Origin of the sequence: Pseudomonas sp. D8002 (assembly GCF_013385695.1) — a bacterium.
GTDB lineage: Bacteria > Pseudomonadota > Gammaproteobacteria > Pseudomonadales > Pseudomonadaceae > Aquipseudomonas.
In genome coordinates this window covers 146,220-161,299 of the sequence record NZ_JACAPM010000006.1, presented here as the reverse complement: position 1 = coordinate 161,299, position 15,080 = coordinate 146,220, and the positions used below count along the sequence as shown (strand labels likewise).

Genomic DNA, 15,080 nt, shown 5'->3' with positions numbered 1-15,080 from the left:
CTCCCACAGAAAAGCAGCTCTGCTTTCGCTCTGGTTTTTGATGGGGCAGAGCGCTTTGGTTACTGTGCCGCTTTTGCAAAGTGACTCGCTGCAAGAGCGAAACCATAAGCCGCCGTTACCGAAGAAACGGATATACACACAAAAGCGTCAGAGCTGAAACCGCCCCCGCTCATGCTCATACAACGGCCGCACCAGCGCGAATTCATGGTCAATCTCATCCACCAACTGCGCCAAATCCGCAACCACAGGCTTGGCGGACTTATCCTCGAGCAACTGACAAAGCTCAGCCAACCGCACCGCCCCAAGATTACCGCTACTCCCCTTGAAGCTATGCGCAATCCGCCCAAGCGCCTTGGCATCATCCCGAGCCCGGCGCAACGCCTCTACCCGCTTTTGCGAGTCATCGAGAAAAGTGTCGAGCAGCTTCGGATACTCGCCCTCCATGACCTCCTGCAAGCCAGTCAGCACATCGGGGTCCAGATGAATCTCTGCCACTTGTTCGCTCCTTGATCAAGAATCGGCGGATTATGCCAGAGCCTTCCATGAAAACTCCACGCACACACACCGCCCGCCGTCAGACCAGCCTACATCGCTGCTCAACTGGCGCACCAGGCTCAATCCCCTACCAGACAGACGGTCAACATCCAGCGGCCTGGCCAGCACCTTATCCACATCAAACCCGGCCCCACTGTCCTCGATCCGCAGCGTCAGACACCCCCCCTCCCCGGTCGGCACCACATCCAGGTGCACCCGCACATACCCGCTATCCAACCGCGCCAGCCGCTCATTACGCTCGCGGTAATACGCAGCAAACCCCTGTGCATCCCGCTTGAGCCGCGAATCCAGCCCCAGCACACCATGTTCAAGCGCATTGGAATACAACTCCGCCATCACGCTGTACAACGCCCCGCTCTGCTCCCGCAGCCCATGAATCTCCAACAGCAACTGCAACAAATACGGCAAAGGGTTGTAGGACTTGAGCGTCTCGGCACGAAACTCAAAACTTACCGACCAATCCAGCGGCGACGACTGCCCACTGTCGGAATACACCACCGACGACGAACGCAACGGCTCATCCGCCTGCAGGCTGATCTCCACCATGCTGATGTCATCGCGCACCTCACCGCGAAAACCCGCCAAGGCCTGTTCGATCTCCTCGAACAACCGGTCCGGCTCGCGATTGGCCGCAAACACCTGCTGCAACCGCTCGGCGCCAAACAACTGTTCATGGGCATCGGCGGTATCCAGCACACCATCCGACAGCAAAAACACTCGGTCACCCAGCGCCATCGGCCAGACTTCAGTGCGGTCATCAAACGCATCGGCCGCCAGCACGCCCAATGGCAAATGCCGCGACACCAGCGGCGTACGCTTGCCGGTGGTGACGTCATGCACGTAGCCGTCGGGCATGCCGCCATTCCACACTTCCACCACCCGTCGCTGGGCGCTGAGGCACAGCAAGGTGGCACAACAGAACATGTCCACCGGCAGGATGCGCTTGAGCTTGGCGTTCATCTCCCGCAGGGTTTGCGCCAATCCGTAGCCCTTGGCAGTCATGCCGTAGAACACTTCCGCCAGGGGCATGGCGCCGACCGCCGCCGGCAAACCGTGGCCGGTAAAGTCCCCCAGCAGCACATGCATATCGCCCGACGGCGTGTAGGCGGCCAACAGCAAATCGCCGTTGAACAGCGCGTAGGGCGACTGCACATAACGAATATTCGGCGCGGCGTTGATGCAGCCCGAGTGGGCCACCTTGTCGAACACCGCCTTGGCCACTCGCTGCTCCTGCAGCAGGTAGTCGTGGTGCCGGGCGATCAAGTCGCGTTGCTGCAACACCGTGGCCTGCAAGCGACGCAGGCGATCCATGGCATTGATCTTTGCCGCCAGGATCACCTGGTTATAGGGTTTGGCCAGGAAGTCGTCACCCCCGGCATCCAGGCACTGGGCCAGGGCTTCGCTCTCGCGCAGGGAGGTGAGGAAGATGATCGGCACCAGCGCCTCCCCCGCCCGCTGCTTGATCTGGCGGGCCGCCTCGAAGCCGTCCATCACCGGCATCAGGGCGTCCATCAACACCAACTGCGGCCGTTCACGGGTAAACACATCGACCGCTTCCTGGCCGTTGCTGGCGGTCAGCACCTGGTGGCCCTGGCGGCGCACGATGGTTGACAGCAACAACAGGTCGGCGGCGCTGTCTTCGGCGATCAACACCGTCAGCGCCTCGAGGACCGGGGCCAGGACGCTCAAGTGAGGTCGAACAGTTTGTCGAAGTTGGAAATGGCCAGGATCTTGCGCACATCGGAGTTGGCGTTGACCACCTGCACTTCGGCATTGTCGCCTCCGGCATGGTCACGCAACAGCAGGAGCATGCCCAGGGCCGAGCTGTCCATGTAGGTGGTTTCCTTCAAGTCCACCACGTAGATCTCGGGCACCTTGTAGAACCGCTCGTAGGCATCACGAAAGGCCTGGTGGCTACCGAAATCGAATCGCCCCCTGACGGTGATCGTCAACTTCGTCCCGTCCAGGGACACTTCTGATTCGACTGACATACGACTGCTTCCTTGTCATTGGCAATGTGCAACAAGGTGTAGCAGGTGATAGGGAAGTGGGCAAATCCATGTAGGAGCGAGGGCGTGGTTAATAGGGGTTTTGGCGGGGAAGACGCTGGGACAATTCATCCAGCAATTTCTGCTCGCGCTTGTCTTCCAGTGCACGGGCTTCGTCGATGTAGCGCTGCACCAGTTTGCGCAGGCCTTCGACCCGGGCATAGGCCTGTTGCCAGCTGTCGCGGGCCTTGTCGACGTTGGCCTGGTGCCAGGCCAAGCTCTGGCGCTGCTGGCCGACGGCGGTTTCCAACTGGTTGAGAAAGCCCTGGTAGCCCATCAGCCACTGCCCGGAGACGCCCTTGCTGCCACGCTCGATCCACTGCTGCTGATACTCGCCGCGAAAGCGCTCCAGGTCCCCCAGCTTGCTTTCCGCCAGGCGAACCTGGCCCTGGAAGTACCCCAGGCGCTGGACGGCGGTCTTTTCAGCTTTTTCGGCCATGTCCACTACCGGGGCAAGGCGCGCGGCGCGAGTGTTGGCCATGGTTTATCCGCCCGGCGCCGGCGCGAAGATGGTGCCCAGGTGTGCCTCGCTTTCACCCATGCTGATCTTGTCGTTGAGGCCCTGGCGCAGGTACGTCACCAGTTGCGGTTGCAGGGCAATCGCCAGGTCGGTCTCGCGATCGCCGCCGGCCACATAGGCGCCGACGCTGATCAGGTCGCGGCTCTGTTGATAACGCGACCACAGTTGCTTGAACTGCTGCGCGCGCATCATGTGCTCCGGGGTGACCACCGACGGCATCACCCGGCTGATGGAGGCTTCGATGTCGATGGCCGGGTAGTGCCCTTCTTCGGCCAGGCGCCGGGACAGCACGATGTGCCCGTCGAGCACGCCCCGCGCCGAGTCGGCAATCGGGTCCTGCTGGTCATCGCCCTCGGAGAGTACGGTGTAGAACGCAGTGATCGAACCACCACCGGCTTCGGCGTTACCGGCACGCTCCACCAGCTTGGGCAGCTTGGCAAACACTGACGGCGGATAGCCCTTGGTGGCCGGCGGCTCGCCGATGGCCAGCGCAATTTCCCGCTGGGCCTGGGCGAAACGGGTCAGGGAGTCCATCAGCAGCAGGACGTTCTTGCCCTTGTCGCGAAAATATTCGGCGATGCGCGTGCAGTACATCGCGGCGCGCAGGCGCATCAGCGGCGCGTCATCCGCCGGTGAGGCCACCACGACCGAACGCTTGAGGCCTTCTTCGCCGAGGCTGTGCTCGATGAATTCCTTCACCTCCCGGCCCCGCTCGCCGATCAGCCCGACCACGATGATGTCGGCCTCGGTAAAGCGCGTCATCATCCCCAGCAACACCGACTTACCCACGCCGGTACCGGCAAACAGGCCCAGGCGCTGGCCGCGGCCCACCGTCAATAAACCGTTGATGCTGCGAATGCCCACGTCCAGCGGCACGCTGATGGGGTTGCGCTTGAGCGGGTTGATGGTCGGGCCGTCCATCGGCACCCAGTCTTCGGCCTTCATCCCGCCCTTGCCGTCGAGGGCGCGCCCGGCGCCATCCAGCACGCGGCCGAGCATGCTCATGCCCATCGGCAGGCGGCCGGTGTCGGCCAGCGGCACCACGCGAGCGCCGGGGGCAATGCCGGCAACGCTGCCGACGGGCATCAGGAATACTTTGCTGCCGGAGAACCCCATCACTTCGGCTTCGACCTGCACCGGGTGGTAGCTGTCGTCGTTGATCACCATGCAGCGGCTGCCCATGGCGGCGCGCAGGCCTTCGGCTTCCAGGGTCAGGCCGACCATGCGCAGCAGCCGGCCCTCCAGGATCGGCTGGCCGGGCAACTCGGTGACTTCGGCATAGCCACCCAGGCGCTTGGCGAAGCTGGTGCGGTCAAGGCGCATCGGGGGTGTCCAGCTCGACGCTCAAGTCCGGCTCTGCCGGGTGCAGCGCCTGCTCGTGCAACTGATCGAACAGCTTGGCCATGATCTGCGTGATGCGCGTCTCCACCGTGGCATCGATGCGGCTGTGCTCGGTCTCGACCCGGCAACCACCGGGCAGCAGCGCGGCGTCTTCGACGATGCGCCAGGTTTCTTCATGGCGCTCGCGCAGGGCTTTGACCTGTTCGAAATCCTGCGGGTTGATGTACAGCCGCACGTTGCCGACGCCCAGGGGCAGCAGCTTGAGGGCTTCGCGCATCACGCTTTCGATTTGCGTGGAGTCCAGGGCCAATTCGCGCTGAATCACCTGGCGGGTGATGTGCTCCACCAGCCCGACCATGGCTTTTTCAATCTGCGAGTCCTGCTCGGCGATGGGCTCGAACAGGCTGCCCATCAGGGTTTCCAGGCTGGCCAGCTTGACGCTCAGCGCGGCCTCGGCTTCCTGGCGAACCTTGAGGGTGGTGCTGCGAAAACCGTCCTTCTCGCCGGTGGAGAAACCTTCGTTGTAGGCTTCCTGGCGAATGCTTTCGAGCTCTTCCAGGGTCAGTGGCTGGACTTCCTCCAGCGGCACTTCTTCCATCTCGGCCGGGGGTTCTTCTACCGGCTCCGGCTCAGGCTCCGGGCGATGCGGGTCGAAACTGGGCAGCGACCAGACGTCGAACCCTCCGACGTCCCGTGCGCGAATCAGATCGCTGGGCGTCTCATCTTTGTTCGACATGCGCGGCGCCTTAAATCATTTCTTCGCCGCCCTTCCCACCGAGAACGATTTCTCCGGCTTCGGCCATACGGCGGGCAATGGTGAGGATTTCCTTCTGTGCAGTTTCCACGTCGCTGACGCGCACCGGGCCCTTGGCCTCGAGGTCGTCGCGCAACAGTTCGGAAGCCCGCTTGGACATGTTCTTGAAGATCTTTTCCTTGACGCCCTCGTCGGAGCCCTTGAGCGCCAGCACCAGTACGTCGGAGGACACTTCCCGCAGCAACGCCTGGATGCCACGGTCGTCGACGTCGGAGAGGTTGTTGAACACGAACATGAGGTCTTCGATCTGCACCGACAGGCTGTCGTCGATCTCGCGGATCGAGTCCATCAACTGGCCTTCCACCGAGCTGTCGAGGAAGTTCATGATGTCGGCCGCACGCTTGATGCCGCCCAGGGTGGTGCGCGAAGCGTTGGAATTGCCCGAGAACTGCTTCTCGAGAATCGTGTTCAATTCTTTCAGGGCCGCCGGCTGTACGGTGTTCAACGACGAGACGCGCAGGATGATATCCAGGCGCACCTTATGGTCGAAGTGGCCGAGCACTTCACCGGCCTGGTCGGGGTCGAGATACGCCACCACGATCGCCTGGATTTGCGGGTGTTCGTAGCGGATCACATCGGCCACGGCCCGCGGTTCCATCCACTTCAGGCTGTCGAGGCCGCTGGTGTTGCCACCCAGCAGGATGCGGTCGATCAGGCCGTTGGCCTTGTCTTCGCCCAGGGCCGAGGTGAGCATCTTGCGAATGTAGCTGTCGGAGCCGACGCCCAGGCTGGTCTGGTCGCCGACGATCTCGACGAACTCGCTCATCACCTGCTCGACTTGCTCGCGGTGCACATTGCGCATTTGCGCCATGGCCACGCCGACACGCTGAACCTCTTTGGGCCCCATGTGGCGCAGCACTTGGGCGGCGTCGGTTTCTCCGAGGGACAGCAACAGCACGGCGGCTTTGTCGACCCGGGAGAGTTTGGCTACTGCAGCTCGGCTATCACTCATCTGCGTTAATCCACTCTTTCACGACCTGGGCCACACGACCCGGGTCTTCGGCCACCAGGCTCTTGATTGCGTTCAACTGAGCGTCATAACCCTCGCTCGGGCTCGGCAACAGAATGCTTTGCGGGCCACCGAGGCTCACGCGGTCGTTGGCCAGTTCGCCATCGAGGCCGCCCATGCCACCCAGTTCGACGTCGCCGCCGGCCAGGGCCAGTTGCTTCTTGCCGTGGCCGGTGATGTTGTTGAGCACCGGGCGCAGTACGCCGAACACCAGCAACAGGATGAACAACACCCCGAGCACTTGCTTGACGATGTCCCAGAACCACGGCTGAGTATAGAACGCTGCCTCGGCGATGACTTCGCCACGCTCGGCGGAGAACGGCATGTTGATCACGCTGACGCTGTCGCCACGGCTGGCATCGAAGCCCACCGCGTCCTGCACCAGGCGAGTGAAGCGCGCCAATTCATCGGCGCTCCATGGGGCGCGGGTGATGGCGCCGTCTGCGGCGTTGACCTTGACCTGGTCATCCACCACCACCGACACCGACAGGCGATTGATCCGACCCTGTTGCTGCTTGGTGTGGCTGATGGAACGATCAAGCTCGAAGTTCTTGGTGGACTGGTTGCGCTTGTCGGCCGGGTACGGCGCGAGCATGGGCTGGCCGGTGGCCGGGTCCATGATCTGCTGGCCGTTGGCGTCCAGCAGCGGCTGGCCAGGCTGCACCGCGCCTGCGGTAGCGGCAGCGCCACCGGTGGTTTGCGGGGCAGTGGCCGGGGTGGGCGGCTGGTTGCTCAGGGCACCCGGCACGCCTTGCGGGCCATTGCTGGCGGTACGTTGCTCGGTGGTCGATTGCTCACTGCGCAGGGCCGGCTGGTCCGGGTTGAACTGCTCGGAGGTCGATTCGACGGCGCTGAAGTCGACGTCGGCCGACACTTCAGCCTTGTAGCGATCATTGCCCAACACCGGTTGCAGGATGTTGTGCACACGCTGGGTCAGCATGCTTTCCATGCGACGGCTGTAGTCGAACTGCTTGCCGGCCATGGTCAGCGAGGAGTTCTCCGCGAGGTCCGACAGCAGGTTGCCCTTCTGGTCGACTACGGTGATCTGCGACTTGCTCAATTCAGGAACGCTGGTGGCCACCAGGTTGATGATCGCCAATACCTGGCCAGGCTCGAGGGAGCGGCCGGCAAAGAGTTCGACCAGGACCGAGGCGCTGGGCTTGCGTTCATCGCGCACGAACACCGAGCTTTTCGGAATCGCCAGGTGCACGCGGGCGCCCTTGACGTTGTTCAGGGCAGAGATGGTGCGCGCCAGTTCGCCTTCCAGGCCGCGACGGTAGCGGGTGGCTTCCATGAACTGGCTGGTCCCCAGGCCCTGGTCCTTGTCGAGGATTTCAAAGCCGATATTCGCGTCGGACGGGGTTACGCCGGCAGCCGCCAGCTTCATCCGCGCACGGGCCACATCGTCGGCCTTGACCAACAGGGCGCCGGAATTCGGTTCGACGGTGTAGCTGATGTCTGCCGCCGCCAGGGTTTCCATGATCTGCTTGGAATCCATGCCGGCCAGGCTGCCGTACAACGGACGGTAATCCGGTTGCTGGGACCACAGCACCACGGCAAAACCAATCGCCACGCTGGCAGCCAGGCCGACCATCAGGCCTACCTGACGCAACATGGTCATCTCGGAGAGGTTTTCCAGGAACGACAGGCCAAACAGCGGCGGCTTGCCGTCTGCCTTGGCGGGTGCGTTATCCACGAGTGCTTCTGCCATGACTCAAATCGTCCTTAAACCGGCATCTGCATGATGTCTTGATAGGCTTGAACCAGTTTGTTGCGCACCTGGGTCAAGGCCTGGAATGAAACGCTGGCTTTTTGCGAGGCGACCATCACGTCGGTGAGGTCCACGCCGCTCTTGCCGATCTCGAAGGCGGTCGCCAACTGATTGGATGCCTGCTGGGTGTCGCTGACTTTGTTGATGGCCTGGCCGAGCATGTCGGCAAAGCTGCTCTGGCCCAATTCCGGTACGGCTTGCGCGGCGGATTTCGGTTGAGCCATGGCATCCATTTGCATGGACCGCATATCCAACATCAACCGATTGAACTCAACACCTTGGCTCATGAACTTTCTCTCCGACGACCCGCAATTTTTTGACACTACACAGCGATTACAGGGGTGGTAGCAACAAGGGTGCCAGCTCCGTGGCATTCTGTAAGAAAAGGCGACTGGCCCTGTCGGCTTTGAGAATTTTCAGGTGGCGTAGAGGTAGGCTTCCACGTCCATCCCGGCGTCACGCATCTGCGCCAGCTTGTAGCGCAGGGTGCGCGGGCTGATGCCCAGGCGCTCGGCGGCTTCTTTGCGGCGCCCGCGCTCGGAGCGCAGGGTGTCGATGATCATCTGGAATTCCCGGCGACGCAGGTCGTCGCCCAGGGCGCCGGCGGATTCGGCAGGCACGGCTTCGACCTGTGGCGCGGCAGCCAGGCTCGGCTGCGGGGCTGCGCCCGCGCCCATGGCCAGGCAGAAATCCTGGGGCTGGATCAGGCCGCCCTGCTGCAAAATCAACGCACGCTGGATCGCATTGTCCAGTTCCCGCACGTTGCCGGGCCACGGGTAACTGATCAGACAGGCCTGGGCCTCGGCCGACAGGCGCGCCTGGGCATGCTTCATTTTATTGACGTGCTTGCCCAGCAGGCGCTCGGCCAGCGGGATGATGTCGGCCGGGCGCTCGCGCAACGGGCGCCAGGCCAACGGGAACACCGAGAGCCGGTAGAACAGGTCCTCACGGAAGCGCCCCGCCGCCACTTCGCCCGCCAGGTCGCGGTTGGTGGTGGCGACCACACGGATGTCCAGCTGGATCGGCTTGCGTGCGCCCACCCGCTCCACTTCGCGCTCCTGCAATACCCGCAGCAACTTGGCTTGCAGGCCCAGGGGCATTTCGGAGATTTCGTCGAGCAGGATGGTGCCGCCGTCAGCCTGCTCGAACTTGCCGGCCTGCGCCGCGATGGCGCCGGTGAACGAGCCCTTCTCATGGCCGAACAAGGTGGCTTCGAGCATGTTGTCGGGAATGGCCGCGCAGTTGATCGCAATGAACGGCTGGCTGGCACGATGGGATTGCTGGTGGATGTAGCGCGCCAGTACTTCCTTGCCGGTACCGGACTCGCCGGAGATCAGCACGGTGGAGTCGCTGCGGGCAACACGGGCCGCCAGTTCCAGCAATTGCGCGCTGGCCGGTTCGAAGGCAATCGGACCTTCACCCTCGGCAGCGCCCAGGGTGCCAAGGGCATGCCGGGCGACCAGTTCGATCAAGGCTTTGGGTTCGAAGGGCTTGACCAGGTAATCCGCAGCGCCCTGACGCATGGCGTCGACGGCACGCTCCACGGCGCCGTGGGCGGTCATCAGCAGCACCGGCAGTTGCGGCTGGCGCGCACGCAACAGGCCGAGCAACTGGTGTCCGTCCATGCCCGGCATGTTGACGTCGCTGACCACCAGGCTGAAAGACTCCTGCTCCACCGCGTCCAGGGCTTCTTCGGCAGAACCGACCGCCCGATAGTCATGGCCCGCCAGCAACAGCGTGTCAGCCAATGCTTCACGCAGGGCGCGATCGTCTTCAACCAATAAAACCTTGATAGCCATGACCTTTTACTCCGCGCTGACGGCGCATGAAAACAGCGGCAGCGTGATCAACGCGCACGTGCCACGACCCAACCGGGAATGCAGCTGCAATTCTCCCTGATGTGCACGGGCGACTGCCTTGACCACGGTCAGGCCCAGGCCGGTCCCGTTGGTCTTGGTGGTAAAAAAAGGCTCGCCGAGGCGCTGCAGCACCACCGGGTCAATCCCGCTGCCGCTGTCGCTGATGCTCAGGCGCAGGGTCTCGCCACGGTTGTACAGGTGCACCTTGAGCCGCGCCCCGGGGCCGCTGGCCTGGGTCGCGTTTTCGATCAGGTTGAGCAGCGCGCCCACCAGGGTGTCGCGGTTGCACAGCAACTCGCCGTAATGGCTGTCGCACTGCCAACGGACTGACGCTTCCTGGATATGAGTGGCGGCCGCCGCTTGCAGGGACTGCATCAAGGCGGCCGGGGTGACGCGGTCGGTCAGCGGCAATTCGCCGCGGGCAAACACCAGCATGTCGCGCACCTGATGCTCCAGTTCGTGCAGGCGCTCCTTGAGGCGGCCGGCAAAACGCTGGTGGGTGGCGGCGGGCAATTGCTCATCAGTCAAATGACTGGCGTAAATCAGCGCGGCCGACAATGGCGTACGAATCTGGTGGGCCAGGGAAGCGACCATTCGCCCCAAAGACGACAGGCGCTCATGGCGGGCCAACTGGTCTTGCAGGTGCCGGGTTTCAGTCAGGTCGTTGAGCAACACCAACTGGCCGGGCTCGGCATCCAGGGAACGCGTGGCGATGGACAGGCGGCGCCCATCCTTGAGGGAGATTTCGTGGCCGTCGTCTTCCCGCGGGGCAAAGCAGCGGGTGATGACCTCACGCCACAGTTCGCCCTCCAGCGGCAGGCCAAGCATGTTGCAGGCCGCCGGGTTGGCTTCGCGCACACGGCCCTGCTCGTCGATGACGATCACGCCACCGGGCAACAGGTCGAGGAGGTTTTGCAGACGGTTGGCCAGTCGCTCTTTCTCGGCCAGCTCTTCCATGCGCTGGGCACTGACCACGGCCAACTCGCCTTTAAGCTCGGAAACCCGGGCTTCCAGCAGGCTGTAGGAGTCAGTCAACTGGCTCGACATCTGGTTGAACAGGGAAAAAGCCTGTTCAAGCCCGAGGCGGCTGATCTGCTCTACGGAGGGAGCCGGCCCCTGAGTGTCAGGGACCGAAGATAGTTGGGCGGCGTGGGGCATCATGCTCTCTCGCTTGGCTGACCGTCAGTTAAACGGAACGTTGCGAGTGCTGTAGCAATACCCGTGCCTAAAAAAATAGGCTTGGTTTTCAGTCAGTTGAAAAACAGGCGTCAATCATCCGCCTGTTCATCACCTTCCTTGCGGCTCATGCCGTACTTGCGCATCTTCTCCACCAGGGTGGTACGACGGATGCGCAGGCGCTCGGCGGCACGGGCGACGATACCGTTGGCGTCGTCGAGTGCCTGCTGGATCAGGCCTTGTTCGAGGCTGCCGAGGTAGTCCTTCAAGTCCAGGCCTTCCGGCGGCAGCATGGCGGTGGAGCCGAAGTCCGGTGTGTGGCCGTTGATGGCCACGCGCTCTTCCAGGTCGCTGCGCAGGCTGTCCACCAATTGCTCGTCTTCGTCGTCGACGTAGCGGAATTTCTTCGGCAGCTCGACCACGCCGATCACCCCGTACGGGTGCATGATCGCCATGCGCTCCACCAGGTTGGCCAGCTCGCGGACGTTGCCCGGCCAGCCGTGGCGACACAGGGACATGATCGCCGCCGAGTTGAAGCGAATCGAACCACGCTTTTCGTGTTCCATGCGCGAGATCAGCTCGTTCATCAGCAACGGGATGTCTTCGACGCGCTCGCGCAGGGGCGCCATTTCGATCGGGAATACGTTGAGGCGGTAGTACAGGTCTTCGCGGAAGCTGCCGACCTCGATCATGCTTTCGAGGTTCTTGTGGGTGGCCGCGATGATGCGTACGTCGACGCTCTGGGTCTTGTTGCTGCCCACGCGCTCGAAGGTGCGCTCCTGCAATACCCGCAGCAGCTTGACCTGCATCGGCAGCGGCATGTCGCCGATTTCGTCGAGGAACAGGGTGCCGCCGTTGGCCAGTTCAAAACGCCCGGCACGGCTGGTGATCGCCCCGGTAAAGGCGCCCTTCTCGTGGCCGAACAGTTCGCTTTCCAGCAGCTCTGCCGGGATCGCCCCGCAGTTGACCGGCACGAACGGCCCGTCACGACGCTTGGAATGGTAGTGCAGGTTGCGTGCGACCACTTCCTTGCCGGTGCCCGACTCGCCAAGGATCAGCACACTGGCGTCGGTGTCGGCTACTTGCTGCATCATCTGGCGCACGTGCTGGATCGCACGACTGGTGCCGACGAGGCTGCGGAACAGGTTGGGTTCGCGGTGACGGCCGCGCTCGCGGGCCTGGTCGTACATCTCGCGGTAGACCTGGGCACGGTGCAGGGAGTCGAGCAATTTGCTGTAGCTGGGGGGCATTTCAAGGGTGGAGAGCACGCGGCGGCGCTGGTCTTCCGGAAGGTCCACGGAAGAAATATCGCCCATCAGCAACACCGGAAGGAACTCATCCCAGGTCGACAGTGTCTTTAACAAGCCCAGAACTGCACCAGGAGCGTTTACCGTCCCGATCAGCACACAAATGACTTCGCGGCTCGACGACAAAGAGCTGACCGCCTGCTGCCAGTCGTGGCTGCCACAGGGTAGATTTTCTTCGCCAAGAAAATTCAGGATCACCGCCAGATCGCGGCGCCGAACGCTATCGTCATCGATCAGCAGAATTTTGGTTTCACGCCACATGCAATAGCAACTTCCCTAGTAAAACTCTAATGCCCTCGAGTTGGGGCAATCTAGATTGCTGTAGGCATTTTCTGCGCTACGGCTTTCTGACGTCTGAAAATAGCACTAGTTAAGTCAAAAAATCGTGCACAGTCAAATTTATGACGCGCGGTGTTCGGATTAACTGAGCCTTCAGCCGAACATATGGTAAACCTTTGACGCATGTTTAGCTCGGTTGAACTGCGACATCTCTTCGAAAATAGCCTGTCGCTCCCCTGTCGTCGCCTCAAGCAACTGCTGGTAGACCGAAAGCAAGTCTTCCAGTTTTGCCCGAATGGCTGCCTCATCCGCCGAATCCTCGTTGAGCGCAGCATCGATCAACGCGCGGCAGCCCAAATCCAGTTCGCCGATCGCCCCCCAGTTGCGTTCAGCCAACGCCTCGGACAGCGCCTCACGGGTCTCGTCGATTTTTTGCAATGCTTGGCTCATGACATCGTCCTCAGGCCTTACGGCCTACTGTACCTCTGTGGCAATACCGTCCCAGCCTTCCTTGAGCGTAATCATCAGACCTGCGACCTCATCGATCATCGCAGCGTCATTCTGACGGTTGGCTTCCAGCAGGCGCATGGTCATGAAGGCATACAGGTTATCCAACTGCTGCAGTGCAATCGGGTCCGGGGTCTTCTCGGGGTTCAGGCCGTCACGCAACCCGACGAGGATGTCCACCGCCTTGCCCAGCATCAACCCCTTCTGCGCGATATCACCGCGAGCCATCGCACCCTTGGCCTGCGCCATACGATCCAGTGCGCCTTCCATCAGCAACTGCACCAGGCGGTGCGGGCTGGCTTCGGAGATCTGGGCGTGGGTGTTGACCTTCTGGTATTGGCGAAGGGCTCTCATGGGATTCATGTTTCTACCTCGTGACAGGCGACAGCTAAAAGGGTGGACGCTGATTATTATGTCGACGGTGTTACACAAAACTTTAGCCCGCCTGGCGCTTTGACTCAGCGCCTTCGGCGGGCTTTATCCATCCGCCAATCAGGTGGACTTCGGATTGTTCAGCGAGTTGAGCGTGGTCATGACGCTGTCGCCCTGAGCCTTGAGCTGGGCAACCAGGGAGTCCATGGCGTTGTATTTCAGGGTCAGGGAGGCCGTCAGGGCATCAGAACGCGTGTTCAGGGCGGTCTGCTGGTTGGTCAAATCCCTGAGGTTATCCTGCAGCGTCGAGGACTTTTCGGCGAACACCCCGGTCTTGCTCAGCGCAAAGTTGGCGGTGGCATTCGTCAGGCTTGCCAACAGTCCGCTGGGCCCGGTGAAGATGCTGTTGATGTCGGAGCCATTAGTGAGGACCGCCTTGTCAAACGCCACATCACTGACGCTCAGGGTGCCCGCTGTCTGGTCCGTGGTCACGCCAAACTGCGCCAGGGATGAAAACGAGCCGCTACCGGTCACCGAGTTCATCACGTTGCGGATCGACGCCATCATGCTGCGCACCGAACTGTCCCCGGTCAACGGGCCTGGCGTGACGGAACCGTCGGCATTGGTGGTGACCTGAGTCTCGGCATTCACAGCCTTGACCAACGCACTGTAGGTATCTGTGAAGCCCTTGACTGCCGACTTCAGGGTTGCGCTGTTCGCAGACACTTTGATCGTCGAAGGGGCATCGGTCCCCGAAACCCCCGTCAAGGTAATGCTCACACCACTGATTGCGTCGGGCAGGGTATTACTCTTGGACTCTTGAGGGCTGCCATCAAGGTTATATATGGCGTTCTGCGGCGCCGAGCCCACAACCGTCGCACCCGTATCCAGGCCCGAGGAGCCCTTGAAGGTGATGTCGCTACCGACACCGGTCGTCGACGATGTGACCACCAACCGCGAACCGTTGGAGTCAGTCAGGATGTTGGCACTCAAGCCCGCGTTGCCGTACTGCGAGTTGAGCGAATCGCGCACCTGCTGCAGGGTTCCGCCCGGTGGCACACTGACGCTGTAATTCTTGCCGGACTGGGAGACCGTAAACACCGTCGCCGAGACCCCGGAATTGACAACGGCCGTCGGCCCGCCAGGAATTACTGCCGTGGAGACCTTTGACGCCGTGGCCAATTGGGTGACACCCAGCGTAAAGTTGCCGGCGGCGGCACCTGGGCCCAACGTGACCGTCGCGAGCTTGTCGTTCGACAGCGCCGAACTCAAGCCGCTGAAGTTAACAGTCTTGGTCATGGTGTCCAACGCGCCCCGGAACGCGTCCAGAGCCGCCTGGATCTTGCCGATCGAAGTCAGTTGCGCAGTGGATGTTTTGGTCTGGCTGTCGATCTGCGCTTGCTTGGGTGCGGTTTGCGACCCCACCAACGACTTAACAAGACCTTGAACGTCGATGCCCGTACCCGGGCCGTTGACCGTTAGACCTGCTACGACTGTCATCGTCTTTCTCCTAATCCGGGGC

15 protein-coding genes are annotated in these 15,080 nt (G+C 62.1%); all 15 read right to left on the bottom strand.

Annotated features, from left to right (window positions below):
• Nucleotides 1-147 precede the first annotated feature (147 nt).
• The 15 genes from HX807_RS04095 to fliD all read right to left on the bottom strand — a co-directional run bounded on the left by HX807_RS04095 (nucleotide 148) and on the right by fliD (nucleotide 15,058).
• Nucleotides 148-495: an Hpt domain-containing protein gene (locus HX807_RS04095; protein WP_003214564.1), complete on the bottom strand. Its 348-nt coding sequence runs from the start codon at nucleotides 493-495 to the stop codon at nucleotides 148-150.
• 30 nt (nucleotides 496-525) lie between these two features.
• Nucleotides 526-2,244 (bottom strand): fused response regulator/phosphatase, encoded by a 1,719-nt coding sequence (locus HX807_RS04090; RefSeq protein WP_177049306.1) that lies wholly within the window; start codon nucleotides 2,242-2,244, stop codon nucleotides 526-528.
• On the bottom strand, nucleotides 2,241-2,546 hold the full coding sequence (locus HX807_RS04085) for an STAS domain-containing protein (RefSeq protein ID WP_003214569.1): 306 nt from the start codon (nucleotides 2,544-2,546) through the stop codon (nucleotides 2,241-2,243). The genes HX807_RS04090 and HX807_RS04085 overlap by 4 nt, the downstream gene beginning before the upstream one ends.
• An 88-nt stretch (nucleotides 2,547-2,634) precedes the next feature.
• On the bottom strand, nucleotides 2,635-3,084 hold the full coding sequence (fliJ, locus tag HX807_RS04080; RefSeq protein WP_008434833.1) for a flagellar export protein FliJ: 450 nt from the start codon (nucleotides 3,082-3,084) through the stop codon (nucleotides 2,635-2,637).
• A gap of 3 nt (nucleotides 3,085-3,087) precedes the next feature.
• A complete protein-coding gene (gene fliI / locus HX807_RS04075) occupies nucleotides 3,088-4,446 on the bottom strand; it encodes a flagellar protein export ATPase FliI (RefSeq protein ID WP_087694334.1) in 1,359 nt (452 codons plus the stop codon).
• A complete protein-coding gene (gene fliH / locus HX807_RS04070) occupies nucleotides 4,436-5,200 on the bottom strand; it encodes a flagellar assembly protein FliH (protein WP_008434837.1) in 765 nt (254 codons plus the stop codon). Before fliH ends, fliI begins: the two co-directional genes overlap by 11 nt.
• A gap of 10 nt (nucleotides 5,201-5,210) precedes the next feature.
• Nucleotides 5,211-6,230, bottom strand: coding sequence for a flagellar motor switch protein FliG (gene fliG, locus HX807_RS04065; protein ID WP_003214577.1), 1,020 nt, complete (start codon nucleotides 6,228-6,230; stop codon nucleotides 5,211-5,213).
• Nucleotides 6,223-7,998: a flagellar basal-body MS-ring/collar protein FliF gene (gene fliF / locus HX807_RS04060; protein WP_008434839.1), complete on the bottom strand. Its 1,776-nt coding sequence runs from the start codon at nucleotides 7,996-7,998 to the stop codon at nucleotides 6,223-6,225. Before fliF ends, fliG begins: the two co-directional genes overlap by 8 nt.
• A gap of 14 nt (nucleotides 7,999-8,012) precedes the next feature.
• On the bottom strand, nucleotides 8,013-8,345 hold the full coding sequence (gene fliE, locus HX807_RS04055) for a flagellar hook-basal body complex protein FliE (protein ID WP_003214581.1): 333 nt from the start codon (nucleotides 8,343-8,345) through the stop codon (nucleotides 8,013-8,015).
• 129 nt (nucleotides 8,346-8,474) lie between these two features.
• Entirely contained in the window at nucleotides 8,475-9,857 is a 1,383-nt protein-coding gene (locus tag HX807_RS04050; protein WP_087694335.1) for a sigma-54 dependent transcriptional regulator, read from the bottom strand.
• A gap of 6 nt (nucleotides 9,858-9,863) precedes the next feature.
• Complete coding sequence (locus HX807_RS04045; RefSeq protein WP_032899354.1) at nucleotides 9,864-11,075, bottom strand: PAS domain-containing sensor histidine kinase; 1,212 nt, start codon at nucleotides 11,073-11,075, stop codon at nucleotides 9,864-9,866.
• A gap of 110 nt (nucleotides 11,076-11,185) precedes the next feature.
• Nucleotides 11,186-12,661 (bottom strand): sigma-54 dependent transcriptional regulator, encoded by a 1,476-nt coding sequence (locus HX807_RS04040; RefSeq protein ID WP_003214588.1) that lies wholly within the window; start codon nucleotides 12,659-12,661, stop codon nucleotides 11,186-11,188.
• A 171-nt stretch (nucleotides 12,662-12,832) separates the two neighbouring features.
• A complete protein-coding gene (locus tag HX807_RS04035; protein ID WP_008434847.1) occupies nucleotides 12,833-13,129 on the bottom strand; it encodes a hypothetical protein in 297 nt (98 codons plus the stop codon).
• A 24-nt stretch (nucleotides 13,130-13,153) separates the two neighbouring features.
• Nucleotides 13,154-13,549: a flagellar export chaperone FliS gene (gene fliS, locus HX807_RS04030; protein ID WP_003214591.1), complete on the bottom strand. Its 396-nt coding sequence runs from the start codon at nucleotides 13,547-13,549 to the stop codon at nucleotides 13,154-13,156.
• A gap of 129 nt (nucleotides 13,550-13,678) precedes the next feature.
• Nucleotides 13,679-15,058, bottom strand: coding sequence for a flagellar filament capping protein FliD (fliD, locus tag HX807_RS04025; protein ID WP_177049304.1), 1,380 nt, complete (start codon nucleotides 15,056-15,058; stop codon nucleotides 13,679-13,681).
• Nucleotides 15,059-15,080: the final 22 nt, after the last annotated feature.